At 41.3% G+C, this 17186-nt stretch carries 13 protein-coding genes and 1 riboswitch; of the genes, 9 read left to right on the forward strand and 4 right to left on the reverse strand.

What is annotated here, in order from left to right; all coding sequences use genetic code 11:
• Window positions 1–246 precede the first annotated feature (246 nt).
• The 4 genes from E6X37_RS07005 (at window position 247) to E6X37_RS07020 (ending at window position 6434) form a co-directional block, all read left to right on the forward strand.
• Window positions 247–1791 (forward strand): ClC family H(+)/Cl(-) exchange transporter, encoded by a 1545-nt coding sequence (locus E6X37_RS07005; RefSeq protein WP_316581180.1) that lies wholly within the window; start codon window positions 247–249, stop codon window positions 1789–1791.
• A gap of 52 nt (window positions 1792–1843) precedes the next feature.
• Window positions 1844–2293, forward strand: a complete 450-nt coding sequence (locus tag E6X37_RS07010; protein ID WP_012864970.1) for a GNAT family N-acetyltransferase — start codon at window positions 1844–1846, stop codon at window positions 2291–2293.
• A 25-nt stretch (window positions 2294–2318) separates the two neighbouring features.
• A complete protein-coding gene (locus E6X37_RS07015; protein WP_008602031.1) occupies window positions 2319–3113 on the forward strand; it encodes a sulfite exporter TauE/SafE family protein in 795 nt (264 codons plus the stop codon).
• 498 nt (window positions 3114–3611) lie between these two features.
• Entirely contained in the window at window positions 3612–6434 is a 2823-nt protein-coding gene (locus tag E6X37_RS07020) for an FAD-binding and (Fe-S)-binding domain-containing protein (protein ID WP_008714663.1), read from the forward strand.
• A gap of 283 nt (window positions 6435–6717) precedes the next feature.
• Here E6X37_RS07020 and E6X37_RS07025 read toward each other — a convergent pair whose 3' ends face one another.
• A complete protein-coding gene (locus E6X37_RS07025) occupies window positions 6718–6825 on the reverse strand; it encodes a type I toxin-antitoxin system Fst family toxin (RefSeq protein ID WP_227037232.1) in 108 nt (35 codons plus the stop codon).
• 85 nt (window positions 6826–6910) lie between these two features.
• Here E6X37_RS07025 and E6X37_RS07030 point away from each other — a divergent pair, with 85 nt between their 5' ends.
• A complete protein-coding gene (locus E6X37_RS07030) occupies window positions 6911–7558 on the forward strand; it encodes a tetratricopeptide repeat protein (RefSeq protein WP_038125720.1) in 648 nt (215 codons plus the stop codon).
• Window positions 7559–7983: 425 nt separating this feature from the next.
• Here E6X37_RS07030 and E6X37_RS07035 read toward each other — a convergent pair whose 3' ends face one another.
• Together E6X37_RS07035 and E6X37_RS07040 are read right to left on the reverse strand one after the other, a co-directional pair.
• On the reverse strand, window positions 7984–8361 hold the full coding sequence (locus E6X37_RS07035; RefSeq protein ID WP_008714666.1) for a type II toxin-antitoxin system HicB family antitoxin: 378 nt from the start codon (window positions 8359–8361) through the stop codon (window positions 7984–7986).
• Window positions 8362–8370: 9 nt separating this feature from the next.
• A complete protein-coding gene (locus E6X37_RS07040; RefSeq protein WP_008714667.1) occupies window positions 8371–8547 on the reverse strand; it encodes a type II toxin-antitoxin system HicA family toxin in 177 nt (58 codons plus the stop codon).
• A 247-nt stretch (window positions 8548–8794) separates the two neighbouring features.
• Here E6X37_RS07040 and E6X37_RS07045 point away from each other — a divergent pair, with 247 nt between their 5' ends.
• Window positions 8795–9694 (forward strand): DUF3829 domain-containing protein, encoded by a 900-nt coding sequence (locus E6X37_RS07045; RefSeq protein ID WP_008714668.1) that lies wholly within the window; start codon window positions 8795–8797, stop codon window positions 9692–9694.
• Between the two features lie 93 nt (window positions 9695–9787).
• On the opposite strand, the gene rarD is transcribed toward E6X37_RS07045, so the two are convergent.
• On the reverse strand, window positions 9788–10684 hold the full coding sequence (rarD, locus tag E6X37_RS07050; RefSeq protein ID WP_008714669.1) for an EamA family transporter RarD: 897 nt from the start codon (window positions 10682–10684) through the stop codon (window positions 9788–9790).
• 168 nt (window positions 10685–10852) lie between these two features.
• Window positions 10853–11028, forward strand: a riboswitch (cobalamin riboswitch).
• Window positions 11029–11318: 290 nt separating this feature from the next.
• Between rarD and E6X37_RS07055 the strand changes: the two genes are divergently transcribed.
• From E6X37_RS07055 to meaB, 3 genes are read left to right on the forward strand one after another with little or no spacing between them, the layout of a single operon-like run.
• On the forward strand, window positions 11319–13481 hold the full coding sequence (locus tag E6X37_RS07055) for a methylmalonyl-CoA mutase family protein (RefSeq protein ID WP_008714670.1): 2163 nt from the start codon (window positions 11319–11321) through the stop codon (window positions 13479–13481).
• 4 nt (window positions 13482–13485) lie between these two features.
• Window positions 13486–15675: a methylmalonyl-CoA mutase gene (gene scpA / locus E6X37_RS07060; protein ID WP_004694550.1), complete on the forward strand. Its 2190-nt coding sequence runs from the start codon at window positions 13486–13488 to the stop codon at window positions 15673–15675.
• Complete coding sequence (meaB, locus tag E6X37_RS07065) at window positions 15668–16921, forward strand: methylmalonyl Co-A mutase-associated GTPase MeaB (RefSeq protein WP_004694551.1); 1254 nt, start codon at window positions 15668–15670, stop codon at window positions 16919–16921. The genes scpA and meaB overlap by 8 nt, the downstream gene beginning before the upstream one ends.
• Window positions 16922–17186 lie beyond the last annotated feature (265 nt).

The raw sequence follows: 17186 nt of genomic DNA on the forward strand, positions 1-17186 counted from the left end.
TACACACTTGCTTAACAAAACTAGCCATCTCTTTTTAGAGGTGGCTAGCTTTGTGTTTAAAGCGCTATCTATTGTTTTGTGACTCGGACCCTTGATCTCGTGTTCAGTGAGAAAGCTATTTTTATACGTAATCCTTTCTTGAAAATGGTGGTTTACATAAGTATACTAAGGATATGAATGCATAGTTCGTGTAGACCTATGTCGGCAGAGGAAGGGTTGGTTTTGGTCACTGCTAAGGAGGATGTTATGAAATTATGGAAATTTAATAAGCGTAGTTCTACCTTGGCAGATATGTCCATGAATCGAGTGCTCTTAACGGAGCTCATTGCAAAGGGTGCTCTTGTTGGGGTGATTGCCGGCTTTTTTGGGGCATCATACCGCTATTTGATACTTGAATCAGAGCATATCAGGTGGCATTTGATGGATGATATTACTATGGAATGGGCCATAGGTTGGCTTGTGGTCATGGTCATTTTTGCGTTTATTGTAGATCGATTGCTCGCATGGGCCCCATTGTCTGGTGGTTCTGGTATCCCGCAAATCGAAGGGGAAATGCTTGGACTCTTTGATATGAAGCCCTATCGGACACTAGTATCTAAAATGATTGGTGGCGTACTGACCGGCTTTGCAGGATTTTCCGTAGGTCGTGAAGGGCCAGCCGTACAGATTGGTGGTTCTGCTGGGAAGATTGTGTCCTACTGGATGAATTCGGGGCTACGAGAACAGCGTATTTTGACATCCGCAGGTGCTGGGGCAGGCTTAACAGCTGCCTTTAGTGCGCCCGTATCGGGGGCGATGTTCGTCTTTGAAGAGGTACATAAAAGCTTTTATCCGTATCTCGTTGTACCAACCTTCGTGGCAACTTTGATTTCTAACTATATTACAGTTAGTATCTTTGGACTTACACCAGCGCTGGGCTTTACGGTGACCTCAGGGGTTCCTCTTGAATATTTCCCGATACTGCTCATGGTTGGTGTTATCATGGGGCTATGTGGCGTGTTATTTTGCCGTATGATTTTTGCTTTCAAGAGGTTCTTTGACTGGCTCAAATGTTCTCGATTCTTGAAATTAGCCCTTACCTTTGTGGCGGTGGCGGCCATTGGCTTTGATTCGCAGCTCCTCTTGGGTGGGGGCAATGACCTTGTGGGTCAGCTTGCCTTTCAATCTCATGGCGCATTGCTCTTAGGTGGCATCGTATTAGGCAAGATTTTACTTACCACCTTCTGCTATGGCAGTGGTGCTCAAGGGGGCATATTTTTGCCCATGCTCGTAATTGGTGCTGCAACAGGTGCTTTTTGTGAAAGCTTACTTTCAACCTTAGGACTTATTTCTCCTGATTTTGTACCACAGTTCGTTATCTGTGCCATGGGTGGCATGTTAGCGGCCGCTATGCGGACCCCAATTTTGGCGATTTTGCTCGTTCTTGAAATGACGGATAGTTTCTCTAATATTTATGCTATCGGTATCGTTACGCTCGTGGCCTATCTTGTGGCGGAGCTTTTAAAAGAACCGCCGATTTACGATTCCTTGTTGCAAGCCATGAGTGGTCAAAGCAATCTAGAATCGGTGCAAACCTTCTTTCAAACGAAGGTGCCTGTGGTGGCAAACTATACAGATGTACAATTACAAGATTTGGCCTTGCCAGATGGGACGCTCATCGTAAGCATTCGTCGCAACGGCACATACATTGTGCCCCTTGGTGATGTGAAGCTCGAGCCAGGCGATGAATTACAAGTCTCCTGTGAACGTGGCCGATTGAAGGCGGCTAAGGAATTTTTCCAATCAAATTAGTCATTATATCTAAAGCTAATCGTTGATTCGTGGTATATATTAGGAGTAGTTTATGAAAATTGTGAAAGCTACTGAGTCAGATGTATTGGATCTGTACCGTTTGCAATTGCTTACATTTGAAAGCGAAGCGGAGATGATTGGAAGTCGAATGGTTCCTGCATTGATGGAGTCGGAAGAGGAGTTTAAAGCTACTTTCACCCAATGGCATACCTATAAACTGGTAGATGATGGGGGAAGAATCATCGGAGGTATTCGCTATCAATATGACGATGGCGTGGTAGAGGTCGGTCGCTTGATGGTGCATCCAAACTATCGGCAACAAGGGTTGGCTCGGAAGTTATTAGTTTTCGTAGATGAACAATGCAGTCAAGACCGGCGTGTATTATATACATGTACGAAAAGCTGGATCAATATAAAGTTATATACAAAAATGGGGTATAAAGCCGTTAGAGAAATACAGGATGAAACGGGATTATCTTTTGTATATATGGAGAAACAATAATTCAAACGGCATGGGAGGTCTTAATGTGATTGATAATATAGTGGTATTCTATATATTCTTTACCATAGTTGGCTTTTTAGCAGCTATGATTGGTACCATCATCGGTGCCGGTGGAGGACTTGTTTTTGTGCCTCTTTTTATGTATTGGTTCCCTGAGTGGTCTCCGTCCATGATTGTAGGGACGTCACTCTTTTCTGTTATGTGTAATGCTATTTCTGGATCTATAGCATATCTGAAACAAAAAAAGGTATACATTAACGCTGCTATTGTCTTTAGTTTAGCTACCTTCCCAGGCGCTATTTTAGGGGCCCAAATGTCTGGATGGTTCTCCGGTAAGGGATTTATGTTTGCCTTTGGATGCTTTATGCTGTGTGCATCTGTATTGATTGGTTTTAAAAATTTTAGAAAAGGGGAACGAAAGGAAGAGTCTCTGACTCTTGAGCAGTTGAGCTATAGCAAACCTATCGGTATTAGTATTAGCTTTTTTGTTGGCTTTATTTCGAGTATCTTTGGTATCGGTGGTGGCCTCATCCATGTGCCGGCTTTGATTTATCTCATGGGCTTTCCTACCCATATGGCAACGGCTACAAGTCAATCTATTCTCGCCGTATCAACAACGGTGGGGGTTATTACACATTTAATTGAAAGCCACATCATATTTAGTATTGCTATCCCTACTAGTATTGGCGCTATCTTTGGTGCTCAAGTAGGTGCTCGTATTGCAAAACGTCTCAAAGCAAAAGCTATCCTCGCCCTCATGAGCATAGCTGTCTTTGCATTGGCGGTACGCCTCATTCTTAAATCTGGTATTTTGGGATAATATGGTTTTATAATTAATCTATCTTTAATAAGCATAATTTAGTAAAGCTCTCTAATGGTGATTCGTAAGCGTTTATCATTAGAGGGCTTTCTGTATTTTCAGCATTTTATAAAAGGGTATAACTAAAAGTCATAGAGAACTATAAATGAGAATGAAAAATTTAAAATATATAAATCATACTATTTTTATGCATAATGTTAGTAATGTATTTACTATAGAATTATAGGTAGTACGAATCGTTATTTAGAGAGGTTTTAGCATATAATTACTGACTATATCTATACATGCTTAATAAATAAGGATTCTTGATTGTATATGAGGAAAAATGGGTACATGATAATGCTAATGAGATGTACTTTCAACTGAGGGAATAAAAGGGTAATGCATATCGATTTTTATTAGAAGAGATATAAATTATGCATAATTATAGTGAGGAGAATGAGAACGGCGTATACTAAAAGTAATAGATTCCTTAAGAAAGGATAGGAGGAAATAGAAGTGAGTACACTTATTAGAGATTATGAACGTTTTGCCAAGGAGGCAAATGAGATTTGTAAAGGTCGCGTATACACCGATCATTTACGTCGTTATGCATATGGCGTTGATGCGTCTTGCTATAGCTATTTACCAAAGGTAGTTGTTAAAGCTGAAGATGAACGAGAAGTAAGACGACTTATTCGTTTGTGTCAACAATGTGGGACACCATTTACATTCCGTGCGGCCGGCTCCTCCTTGTCTGGTCAATGCTCCAGTGAAGATGTGCTCATCGTATGTAATGATGGCTTCAAGAAAATGGAAGTTATTGATGATGGGAAAGCCTTGAAATGTGAATGCGGTGTTATCGGTTCCGATGCGAATGATTTATTGAAACCGTACAATCGTAAAATTGGTCCAGATCCTGCAACGCTTGCTACAGCATTAGTAGGTGGTATCTTGAATAATAACTCCTCTGGTATGTGCTGTGGTACGGCGCAAAACTCTTATAAAACAATTCGGTCCATTCGCGTTGTATTATTAGATGGCTCCATCCTTGATACGTCTGACCAAAAGAGTATTGATCAATTCCTTAAAGAAAAACCTCAAATGGTAGAGGATATCTTACAATTGCGTAAGGATATTTTGGCCGATGAAGAATTGACACACTTGATTCACCATAAGTACAAAATCAAAAATACCACAGGTTACGGCTTGAACTCCCTTGTTGATTTTGAAGATATTATTGATATCATCAACCACTTGTTCATCGGTTCTGAAGGTACATTAGGTTTCGTGTCTGAAATCGTATATAACACTGTTGAGGACGTACCGTATAAAGGTTGCGGTCTCATGTTCTTTAAAACATTGAACGATGCATCTCTTGCTGTTGTAGCCTTGGCTAATATGGGTCGTGACAAGGTTGTTGCTGCGGAAATGATGGACTATCAATCCCTTAAGGCCGTTCAAGCGCTAGACAATGTGCCTGACTTCGTTCGCGAAGTTCCTGAAGGTACAAGTGCTATTTTGTTCCAAACTGAAAGCTACTCCAAAGAAACTGTCGATGAAAACTTAGCTTTTATTAAAGATAAATTGAAAGATATTCCAACAGCTATTCCAAGTCTTTACTCCCAAGATCCTAAAGAATACGATTCTTGGTGGGCTATCCGTAAAGGCATTTTGCCAATCGTTGGTGGTCAACGTAGAAAAGGCACCACTGTTATTACAGAAGACGTATGTTTCCAAATCGAAGACTTCACTAAGGGCATCGAAATGCTTACCGAATTATTCCACAAATACGATTTCGTAGACGGTGGCGTAATCTTTGGACATGCGTTATCTGGTAATGTTCACTTTAACATTACACCTGACTTCAGCGATCCTAAAGATACTAAGAACTTCGGTGACTTGGTAAAAGAAATGTCTGAACGCGTCTCTGGCTTCGGTGGTTCTTTAAAAGCTGAACATGGTACAGGCCGTATGGTGGCACCGTTTATTGAAATGGAATGGGGGCGTAAAGCGTACGAAATCAACCGTCGTATTAAAGCTATCTTTGACCCTGAACGTATCTTGAATCCTGATGTTATCATTACTGATGACCCAGATGTGTATAAGAAAAATCTTAAAGCTCAATGCGTTATCGATGATGCTTTTACAATCTGTATGGAATGTGGTTTCTGTGAAAAACATTGTCCAAGCCGCAATTTAACATTGACTCCTCGTCAACGTATTGCATTGTTGCGTGAAACAAAACGCCTTGAAAACGAAGGCAATTTCACATTGGCTGCGGAACTTAAAAAAGGCTATGAATACTTTGGTGTAGATACCTGTGCTGCGTGCTCCATGTGTAAAGGTCTTTGCCCGCTCAGCATCGATACTGCTCAAATTGCATTATCCATGCGCCGCATCAATCCTCCAGCACCGGAATTAGCTAAGAAGATTTACGATAATTTCCCTACTACACTTCAAATGGCTCGTGCCGGCGTAAGTCTCGAAGGTATTGCAGGTTCTATCGTTACACAAAAAGCGATTTCCAAGATTACAGAAGGCTTACATGGTGTAACAGGTATTACTCCGTACATTCCTAAGACTACACCTAAGGCCAATCGTTACAGATTGAGAAGCCGTATTAAACCGACTAATTTTGAAAAGGTTGTATACTTTAGTACTTGTGCGAACCGCGCCTTCAAACCTAATCAAGGTTACGACGATGAACGCAGCTTGCAACAAGTAGTGGAAAGCCTTTGCAACAAGGCCCATATCGATATTATCTATCCTCAACATATCGAAAACCTCTGCTGTGGCTTGAGTTTTGAAAACTATGATGACGTTCATGAGCGCGCTGTTAAGGACTTACACGATGCATTGATGCAAGCATCTCAAAACGGTAAATATCCAATCGTGATCGATCATAGTGCATGTTTCAACCATGCTTTCAAATACATGCCAGACTTAGAAATCAACGATATTTCTGAATTCTTGTGTAAATACGTTGTACCTCATCTCGATATTGAAAAATGTGATGAACGGGTCATCGTACACAAACAATGTAAGATTAAATCCTTGAATAAATCTCAATATATTGAAGATTTGGCTCGTCTATGTACAGACCATGTATTCAACATTAAATCCTTTGCATGCGATGGCTTTGCTGGTCAAAAAGGTTTCTTCACACCAGAACTCAATAAATCTGCTACCAAAGACCTCGCAGCTGAAATCGCTGAATACGGCGCAACATTAGGCGTAAGCTCTAGCTCTACCTGTGAAATCGGCCTTGGCGAAAACGGCGGCATCCCATTCGTTGGCGTTGCATTCTTATTAGATCGTTGTTCTAAGGCTAAGAAATAAGTCTTGTATATCTATTGCTATTTACGTTAATGGTGCTAGTAGTTTACACTAAGGGTACTAGTAGGTTGGGTTAAAGTAACTGGTAGTTTATATTAATGTTGCTTTAATATTGCTCGTAAATTATGTTAAAACTACTAATAGTTTTTAGGAGTTTTATGAGATTTATTGCTAATTCTTTATTTTTCTAAGAAATGTGGTATACTAAACGTAGGTAGTAGAGTGTATGAAATTACCTGCAATATAACCAAAAAAAGGACGAGTGGCAGCTCGTCCTTTTTCTTGCTTATTTTTTGTTTTTATTGTTAAGCCAGTAGCTGTAGGTAGTTACAACTAAGGCAACAATAATAGGGGCAAGCAAGGTGCCCCAGAGTGCATAAAACAGCTCCTGCAATATACCACCTCCTTTCGGGAGGTATTTTATATTATATCATCATGCTAAGGAGTCTTGTATATAATTAATGATCGGAGAATTCTTAATGAAGAAATTTGTGCTTTTCTTTCTTTTAATAATAGCTCTTACGGGATGTGGATTGAATCAAAATACGAATAGTAATAAAACAGAATCAAATGCAACTAGTTCCGCCACTGGAACGGGTTCCTCTACATCTGCTGCGGGAAACAGCCAAGCGACTACCAAGCAAGATGACCATCTAATTACAGCAAAGCAAGCCTTATCTGTTGGTGAGTATGCGAAAGCCATAGAGGAAGCCACTGCGTCTATTAAACAAGATGCTAACAACGGAGAAGCCTATTCTGTACGCGGCTTTGCAACAGCATTAAATGGTGATGCGGCTAAAGGGTTGACAGATACTAAAAAGGCTTATGATTTAGATCCTAGCAATGTGGCTAATTACTATAATATGGCCATGGTATATAAGTTACAAGGTCAGTTAAATGATTCTAAACAATGGTTTGAAAAGGTATTGGAAAAGGACCCTAGTAACACCTGGTCTGTGTATGGTATTGCTACCATTTATGCAGACCAAGGGGATGATACTAAGGCCCTTGATTGGCTAGAAAAGGCTATAAAAATTGATCCTTCTGTAAAAGCTGTTGCAGCTGAACAAGACCACTTTGAACGCTTTCACAATAATAGGCGATTTAAAACATTGGTTGGGTTATAGACATGGATGTGAAACAGGTGATTCGCCTTATTATAAAGGTGATAGGATTTATATATTGGCTTATTTTTCTATACCTTGGCGGTCTAATGGTCGTAGACTGGTCAGGGTTTATGACTCGGTACAATATTGAAACACCAATTTTCCTTAGCTATATAGTGGTGGTAGGGTGTATTGTTATGCCTTATTTGGTGTTTTATTGGAAAAAACTGAATCCTAATGTTAAACCGCCCTATTTGGTGCGATGTCTTAGTGCCTATATGAACCGTCTAGAGGACCAACATAGTATATGGTTTGATGTGCTATATGTACTCAAGCTACTGCTCTATTTTGTAACAATCCTGTGGATGATCTGTATACTATTACTCATCTTAGCAGCTATTGCATGGACAATAGTTCTAATTTTACTGAGCAATTGATGATGTAAATTACATTGTTTTCTCTACTAATGCTTCTTGTAAAAGTTGAGAAAAATTAATTCCTTTAGCCAATGCTCTGTCGTTAAGCCATGCAGGAATCGTTAAGGTTTTCTTTACGGACTTACTATTTTTAGCTAAATCAATATCTGTTTGCACTAATGTAGGATATGTTGTATCGGTACATGGTAAGCTGCGAATAGATGTGGGGGTAGGTAGAGTTTGTCCATCTTCTAAAGCGCCTAATATATAGAGTTCCATAGCCTCTTGTGCATTGGTTATTAATTCTGTTAGTGTTGAGCCGGTGCTACTAGTGTATTCGAGATCTGGAAATTCGGCCCAGAAACCATCGGCATCATCATGGATTATGGCAGGGTATATAAATTTCATAGGTCCTCCTTATTTTAGTCCCGTACGTTTCAAAATGGCATTTAATAAACCGATAGGTACATCTTTTCCATGTACGGCAATAACTTCAACTTGATCATCCTTTTTTAAACGATGATGACTACCTCGTTGCCGTACATCCTTCCAGCCATTTTGCAGTAATAATTTAAGTAAATCCTTATCCTTCATATTCTCTCCTTTTATGATAACACGTGTATACGTACAAAACAATTATTAGGAGTTATACATTCTTATTTATAGTCTAACAGTATATAAAGGAAAATAGGGGTGACCATTGGTCACCCCTGATTCTATTAGTCACTTGACAAAATTGATAAATGACCTTTATATATTAATCCTATTCATAAAAATCATATTAGTATATAATTAATATGTATAAATTAGGTTGTGTATTGATGGAAGGAGAGGATTCATCATGAAACCATTTGGTAAAAGGGTAGTAATGGCTGTGTTGTGTGCGGCGACATTGACATCCCCATTTTTTTTGAGCGGTTGTAGTATGTCAGAACTATGGCAGGGTACTGAACAGAGCCGTAAGGAAATTGCGCAACGGTCTGAGCAGGATCAGGTGCAGTTATTTAATCAATATGTGAAAGCTGTAAGTCGATACAATCGCATGGCTGTAATGTTTGATTATGCGAATACGCCAACTCTTAATGAGTTAAAAGCTGGGCAGCATTTAACTGTATTTAATGCGCCGAACTTTAAGCAGCTACAAAAAGAATTAGAAGAGGCTAAGCAAGCCGGTATTCCTTATGATGAAATGAAGGAGCCTTTAGATAAGTTGCTTTCAAAATTGAATGAAATTACACCGGTGGCCGAAGAGCTCGATGCATACTATAAATCTAAAGGGTATACCACAGATAACTATGCTAAGGAGCAACAATTAGGTCCTAAATATGTTCAATTGTATGAACAATTTGTTCCTATTTATGCTGACTTTGATAATGTTATGCATAAAATCAATACGGACCGCTTGCAACAACGGTTACAACAATTGCGTGATGCAGGCAAGAAAAATGCAGCTGCAGCACAAGAGGTTCATTTGCGACTTACTGCGGTCCTAGAAAAGATCGATAGTGAAAAACAATTAGATGTAAATGCTATCAATCAAGAGTTGCAAGCTATTGGTGATGTATCAAATGGTATTACTAGTCCTAAGTATGATTCTGTTAAAACCTCTGTAAACTCTACAATTGGGGCAATCCGTACCTATATGGGTTCAAAACAAGATAATGACTATAATCGTATGATTGAGGCCTATAACCATTACATTTCTAATCTGAATACGACCAATATGAATGAGTTAGATTAACATGAGTTAGATTAATACGTTTATATAAAAGAAAGCTGTATCAAATGAGAGTATCATTTGATACAGCTTTTTAGTTGATATATAGGATATACCTTACTTTTTTAGGCTAATGCGCGTTGTAATTTGGCTCGATAACGAGAATAATACTAAGGCTATCCAGATACAACCGAAGGCAATCATCTGTGGTGTGCCAAAGCTTTCACCAAAGTAAAAGATGGCTAGCAACAAGGCAATGGTAGGGGATACATATTGCAAGAAACCTAGTAGGTTGAGCGGCAATAGCTGCGCACCATAGGAGAATAGAACCAATGGGACAGATGTAGTTAGACCGCAGGCTATGAGCAATATGGTCGTATACCAGTCTGTGCCGAAATAGGACCACACGGTATTATCGACCATGGTCGTATATAGTAAGGCTAGCGGTGTTAATAACCAAGCCTCAAAGGCGATGCTCGTAAAGGGAGAGATGAGCAGTTTCTTTTTTACGGCTCCATAGAGACCGAAGGAAACGGCGAGGATCATCGACACTAATGGCAAGGATCCTACCTGATAGGTGAGTAAGGCGATGCCGATGGTAGCGATGAGGACACTCAGCTTTTTCGGTATAGATAGAACCTCTTTAAATAGGATGACACCTAATACTACATTGAAGAGTGGGTTGATGTAATAGCCAAGGCTCGTGTTCATAACTTGATTATTGGCGATGGCCCAAATGTAGGTGAACCAGTTTACACTGATGATGACTGCCGCAACTAAAAGTAGGAATAGTTGTGAACGTTGTTCTTTTAGTAATTGAAAGTCCTTTTTGAATTGTTTAAAATGTAGGCCAAATACAACGATCGCCATGCAAATACCTGACCAGATAATGCGTTGTGCCAGTATATTATACGGTGAAACATGGTTTAATAATGCCCAATATAGAGGGAGTAAGCCCCAAATTATATAACAACTAAGGGCTGTGATTAACCCTTTTTTACTTGTATGGTCCATAATGCCTCCTCGTGATAGTACTTATTATATCATTAATCCTTAAATTCTTAACTCATGCATTTTAGTTATTGCATATGATTTTCAGTTATAACTTTAGTTTTGGTACTTATGATTAAATGTTATGTTCATTGACTTTGTGCATATTGTTACACTATATTGGACTTAGAACAACGAATATAGAGAATAGGTGTCGTAAGACTTAATAGAGAAATCGGTATAAGCCGATGCGGTCCCGCCACTGTAAGGATGAGCCTGCTTTCATATATGTCACTGGAGTAATCTGGGAAGGCGAAAGCGAGGTGATGATCCCGAGCCAGGAGAACTGCCTATTTGATAATCACCGTTATGTACCTACGAGCGATAGGAAGGGGATTGGGGTATGCTGGCTACAGTATTTTTTAGTGTACCTTTCAATAAGAAACCTTACGTGTCACTTTAGGTGGCACGTTTTTTATTGCCCTTAGAGTGGATGTTGAGTATATGCGTCAAGTTTTATAGACATTAAACCGATGGACACATTTTGAGGTTGATGTGGTCCAATAAGATAAAGCTCGAGTGATTCATATATCTAACAATTCGCAGGTACGGTGCGCTGTTTCTCGGTATGGTTTCGAGTTGAAAAGGAGGCACATATATGTCTGACAAAAAGACTTCAAAGGATGCTGAACGTGATTTATTAGCACCTGTATCCTTTGATGAGTTTAAGAAACCTACGTATGAACAATGGCAGGCCGAGGTTGAAAAAGCGTTAAAAGGTGGCGACTTCCATAAGAAGATGTTCACTAAGACCTATGAGGGAATTACGTTACAACCAATTTACACGCCTGCATTGCATGGAGAAAAAATTCCAAAGGGTGTATATCCTGGAGCAGGTGAGTTCCTACGTGGCACAAAGGCAAGTGGTTATATTAAAGACTCTTGGGGCGTATCCCAATATGTAGACGAATCCTTTCCTAAGGATGCTAACCATGCAAGTTTATACGAAATTGTAAAAGGTGGCACCATTCACAATATTCGCCTTGATGAAGCAACACGCCATGATCAAGATGTGCAAGTAGGCGCAGCTGTTGGTATCGGCGGTACATCTCTGTCTACTATGGATGATTGTAGCCAATTGATTGAACGTTTTAATTTAAAGGAAAATCCTTTATACATTGAAACAGGTGCTTCTGCAGCTATCTTGCTCGGTATGCTAGCCGCTACGGTGAAAGGCTCTAAAAAACAGACCTCTGACTTGAAAGGTCTCGTTGGCGCAGACCCTATTGGTGTTTGGGCTAAAGATGGTACATTGCATATGTCTTTAGATACAGCCTTTGATGAAATGGCACATACTGTTGTATGGGCTAAAGAACAAGCTCCAGAGCTTAAAACTGTACTTGTATCTGGCGATGTATACGCTAATGGTGGCGCGAACGATGTGCAAGAGGTTGCGTATGCATTGGCGACAGCGGTTTGCTACGTACGTCAATTGGCACAACGTAACATCGATATTCACACTATTGCTAACAGCATGATGTTTACATTCTCCTTGGGTGCAAACTTCTTCATGGAAATTGCTAAATTACGTGCATTACGTGTGCTTTGGGCGCGCATCATGGAAGCGTTCGGTGCCGAAGAAGCTGACCGTGCTGTTCATGTACACGGCAGAACATCGGCTTTCACAAAAACTGTATACGACCCATATGTAAACTTGTTGCGCAATACAACACAAGCATTCTCTGGCGTTGTAGGCGGTTTGAATAGCCTTGAAGTGTCCCCATTCGACCAACCAATTCGCAAAGCTGACGATTTCTCTCGCCGTATTGCCCGTAATATTCAAGTGATGTTACAAACTGAGTTCGAGTTACGTCAACCAGTGGACCCTGTAGGTGGTTCTTGGTATGTGGAAACATTGGCAGCTGAATTATGCGAAAAAATTTGGGCCGAGTTCCAAACTATTGAGTCTAAAGGTGGTATCATAGCAGCCTTGAAAGAAGGCTATCCACAAGCTCAAGTTAAAGCAGTTCTTGATGAACGCTTCAAAAACCTTGCATTCCGCAAAGATGTGGCTGTAGGTAACAACATGTATGCGAATATGACTGAAGAATTGCTTGATCCAAAACCAGAAAATCAAGAAACATTGCGTCAAAAACGGGTTGCTCAAATCGAAGAGTACTTGGCGAGTGCGGAGCCAGATGCTGTTGTGAAAGCACAGGCTACCCTAGAAGCAGGTACGACAGAGCCAGGCGCTTTGATTGGCCTTATTGAACTCGGTGCATTACAAAAATTAACAATACGTCAAATCCGCAAGGCTTTAGATGCTGGCGATATTGCATCCGAAACGATTGAATCCATTGCAGCCCATCGCTGGACTGAACAGTTTGAAGCACTTCGCATGCGCACTGAGAATTATAAACAACGTACGAAAGATAATGTGAAGGTATTCTTGGCCAATATGGGCCCAATCCCTCAACATAAACCTCGTGCGGACTTCTCCACAGGCTTCTTCGAAGTAGGGGCTTTTGAAGTTATCAAAAATGATGGTCATGAAACAACGGCTGATGCGGCGAAAGCTGCTCGTGAAAGTGGTGCTGATGTTGTTGTTATCTGTTCTACAGATGATACCTATCCAGAATTGGTACCACCACTCGCTAAGGAATTGAAAGAAACTATGCCACATGTAACGGTTATTTTAGCAGGGGCACCTCCTAAGGACTTAGAACCTGTATACCGTGAAGCTGGCGTGGACGACTTCATTTCTGTTCGTGCAAATTGTTACGAAATCTTGAATACGTTACAAGATAAGAAAGGGATGTGAGCTCATGTTTAAAAATCCAGACTTCTCCTCTCTTGGCTTGGGATCTCAGACAGCAACATCTCGCGATGCATGGCTTGCTGAACTTCAAAAAGAAACAGGAAAAAGCTTTGAAGATTTATATAATACAACAATGGAGCAAATCCAACTAAAGCCTCTCTATACAGAGATGGATTATGAAGGAATGACACACCTTGACTATATGGCTGGTGTACCTCCATTCTTGCGTGGACCTTATTCCACAATGTATGTTACTCGTCCTTGGACAGTACGTCAGTACGCTGGTTTCTCCACAGCGGAAGAATCCAATGCGTTCTATCGTCGTAACTTGGCAGCGGGCCAAAAAGGTTTGTCTATCGCCTTTGACCTTGCTACTCACCGTGGTTATGATTCCGATCATCCTCGTGTAGTAGGTGACGTTGGTAAAGCGGGTGTTGCGGTAGACTCCATCCTCGACATGGAAATTCTATTCTCTGGTATCCCTCTTGATCAAATGTCCGTATCCATGACAATGAACGGCGCCGTATTGCCAGTAATGGCGTTCTACATCTTGGCTGGTGAAGAACAAGGCGTAGATAAAAAGGTTATGGCTGGTACAATTCAAAATGATATTTTGAAAGAGTTCATGGTACGTAATACCTATATTTACCCTCCAGCTACATCTATGCGTATTATCGGTGATATCTTTGCGTATACATCCCAGTACATGCCTAAGTTCAACAGTATTTCCATTTCTGGCTACCATATGCAAGAAGCGGGCGCTACTGCAGATATCGAATTAGGTTACACATTGGCCGATGGTCTCGAATATATCCGTACCGGTGTTAATGCAGGCCTTCATGTTGACCAGTTCGCACCACGGTTGTCCTTCTTCTGGGCAATTGGTAAAAACTACTTCATGGAAGTGGCAAAAATGCGTGCGGCTCGTATGTTGTGGGCTAAGATTATCAATAGCTTCGGCTCTGAAAATCCTAAATCCATGGCACTTCGTACACATAGCCAAACATCTGGTTGGTCTCTTACAGAACAAGATCCGTTCAACAACGTGGCTCGTACATGTATGGAAGCGATGGGTGCCGCGTTAGGTCATACGCAATCTCTACATACAAATGCGCTTGACGAAGCCATTGCGTTGCCTACGGACTTCTCTGCACGTATTGCGCGTAACACTCAGCTTTACATCCAAGATGAAACTAAGGTATGTAAGGTTATCGACCCATGGGGCGGTTCCTACTATGTAGAAGCGTTGACTGATGAATTGATTCGTCGCGCTTGGGGTCATATCCAAGAAATCGAATCCCTTGGCGGTATGGCGAAAGCTATCGACACAGGGCTTCCTAAGATGCGTATCGAAGAAGCTGCCGCACGTCGCCAAGCTCGTATCGACTCTGGTCGTGAAGCAATCATCGGTATCAATAAATATCGTCTAGATAAAGAAGATCCATTGGATATCCTCGACGTAGATAACACAGCTGTACGGGAAGCGCAAATTCGTCGTCTCGAACAATTGCGTGCTAACCGGGATGAAGAAAAGGTTCAATCATGTCTTGAAGCGATCACAAAGGCTACAGAATCGGGTGAAGGTAACTTGCTTGCCCTTGCACTTGAAGCGGCTCGTGCTCGTGCATCCTTGGGTGAGATTTCCTTTGCTGTTGAAAAGGTATGCGGTCGTCATAAAGCGGTTATTCGCTCTATTTCCGGTGTATACTCCAGCGAATTTGAAGATGACGATGTAATCAAAGAAGTACGCCAAATGGCAGATAACTTTGAAGAACTCGAAGGTCGTCGCCCTCGTATCATGATTGCGAAGATGGGCCAAGACGGTCATGACCGTGGTGCCAAAGTTATCGCTACATCCTTCGCGGATATGGGCTTTGACGTGGATATCGGACCTTTGTTCCAAACTCCAGAAGAAACAGCACAAGATGCGGTGGATAATGACGTTCATATTGTCGGATTTAGTTCTCTTGCGGCGGGGCATAAGACATTATTGCCTCAACTTGTAGAGGAACTCAACAAGCGGGGCCGTGGAGATATTTTAGTTGCCATCGGCGGCGTAATCCCTGCTCAGGACTATGAATTCCTACGCGAACATGGCGCAGTGGCTATCTTTGGCCCTGGTACAGTTTTGCCAGTAGCGGCGAAAAAATTACTAGAAACATTGACTAGTCACGTTCAAGACGAGTCTCATGACTGATAACAAACGGCCTACTCCGGATGAATTGCGCAATACACAGGACGCAACTTTCACCACTGGTGAAGGCAAAGCCCCTGAATTAGGTGTAAAAAACGCAAGCACCGAGGGTAGTACCTATCGTCCCGACTGGGTGCCAGAAGAAGCGAAGAAAGATGATACTTACGCGTGTCACGTAATGAAAGGCGTCAAGGAAATGCATGACGGCCTCTTATCTAGTTCAGCTCATCTGGCTCCAGCGGTACGTCCCGTACAGCGGCGAAAGAAATTGACTGTCGCTGATTATGTACGCGGTATCGAGCAGGGGGACCGCGTTATACTTTCACGGGCTATCACATTAGTAGAAAGTAATAATAAGGACCATTTCAAACTAGCTCAACAGGTGTTGCAAGCCGTATTGCCTCGCACGGGCAAGGCATTGCGCATCGGTATTACTGGTGTGCCTGGGGCTGGTAAAAGTACGTTTATTGAAGCCTTCGGTAACATGCTCATTGAAGCGGGTTACAAGGTTGCCGTACTGGCTGTAGACCCTACGAGCCAAGTCACAAAAGGCAGTATCTTGGGTGATAAAACGCGGATGGAAACGTTGACGAAACACCCAGAGGCTTATATTCGTCCATCGCCAGCTGGTGGTACACTAGGCGGTGTGGCTCGTAAAAGTAGAGAAACTATGCTACTTTGTGAGGCTGCTGGGTACGATATTATTCTCGTTGAAACCGTTGGGGTTGGGCAAAGCGAAGTTACCGTGCGTTCCATGGTAGACTTCTTTATGCTCATCGTTTTAACGGGGGCAGGCGATGAATTGCAAGGCATCAAAAAAGGCGTTATGGAACTTGCTGATGCTATTGTGGTCAACAAGGCTGATGGAGATAATCTCAAACGAGCACTCATTGCTCGTAGTGATTACGATCGGATGTTACATTATATCCGTCCAGCTACGGAAAAATGGAAGACTCAAGCCTATACATGTTCAGCTGTTACAAAGGATGGCCTCGATGAATTGTGGGATGTTATCCAAGAGTTTACTGAACAAGGCAAAGAAAATGGGGTCTTCTTAAAACGTCGTCAAGAACAATCCCTCCGTTGGGTACGCGATATGATTGACGAACACTTGCACAACCTATTCTTTAACAATGTAGTCATTCAAGGTCGCATGGGCGAAGTCGAAGCCGCTGTCTTAGACGGTGAAATGAGCGAATCTCAAGCCGTTGAAGAACTTATTGGCGTTTTCGATAAGTCTTTACAATAAGTAGATCGGTAAATACATATTGTATTATTAAATATAATCGTATTGCTAAATATATATTAGATAAGCCGGCATAACTTATCTTAATACGCACTCCACTAGCAATCGTATGCATTTCGATATAACTACAGATGTATTTGTAAAAGGCATAGTATCAATGTTCACTGTTGGATTTGGACCAATAGTAGTTGCATACTATGCCTTTTTCTATGTCATAATAACTAATTGCGACTAATTATTTGCTATTAATTGTCTAATAAAAGATGAT

The sequence above is a fragment of the Veillonella parvula genome (assembly GCF_032550495.1).
Lineage (GTDB): Bacteria > Bacillota > Negativicutes > Veillonellales > Veillonellaceae > Veillonella > Veillonella parvula_G.

Excerpts from the sequence above, each read along its gene's own strand:
- E6X37_RS07005 (WP_316581180.1), top strand. The coding sequence starts at position 247 with ATGAAATTATGGAAATTTAATAAGCGTAGTTCTACCTTGGCAGATATG.
- E6X37_RS07010 (WP_012864970.1), top strand. The coding sequence starts at position 1,844 with ATGAAAATTGTGAAAGCTACTGAGTCAGATGTATTGGATCTGTACCGT.
- E6X37_RS07030 (WP_038125720.1), top strand. The coding sequence starts at position 6,911 with ATGAAGAAATTTGTGCTTTTCTTTCTTTTAATAATAGCTCTTACGGGA.
- E6X37_RS07035 (WP_008714666.1), bottom strand. The coding sequence starts at position 8,361 with ATGAAATTTATATACCCTGCCATAATCCATGATGATGCCGATGGTTTC.
- E6X37_RS07040 (WP_008714667.1), bottom strand. The coding sequence starts at position 8,547 with ATGAAGGATAAGGATTTACTTAAATTATTACTGCAAAATGGCTGGAAG.
- E6X37_RS07045 (WP_008714668.1), top strand. The coding sequence starts at position 8,795 with ATGAAACCATTTGGTAAAAGGGTAGTAATGGCTGTGTTGTGTGCGGCG.
- rarD (WP_008714669.1), bottom strand. The coding sequence starts at position 10,684 with ATGGACCATACAAGTAAAAAAGGGTTAATCACAGCCCTTAGTTGTTAT.
- E6X37_RS07055 (WP_008714670.1), top strand. The coding sequence starts at position 11,319 with ATGTCTGACAAAAAGACTTCAAAGGATGCTGAACGTGATTTATTAGCA.
- scpA (WP_004694550.1), top strand. The coding sequence starts at position 13,486 with ATGTTTAAAAATCCAGACTTCTCCTCTCTTGGCTTGGGATCTCAGACA.
- meaB (WP_004694551.1), top strand. The coding sequence starts at position 15,668 with ATGACTGATAACAAACGGCCTACTCCGGATGAATTGCGCAATACACAG.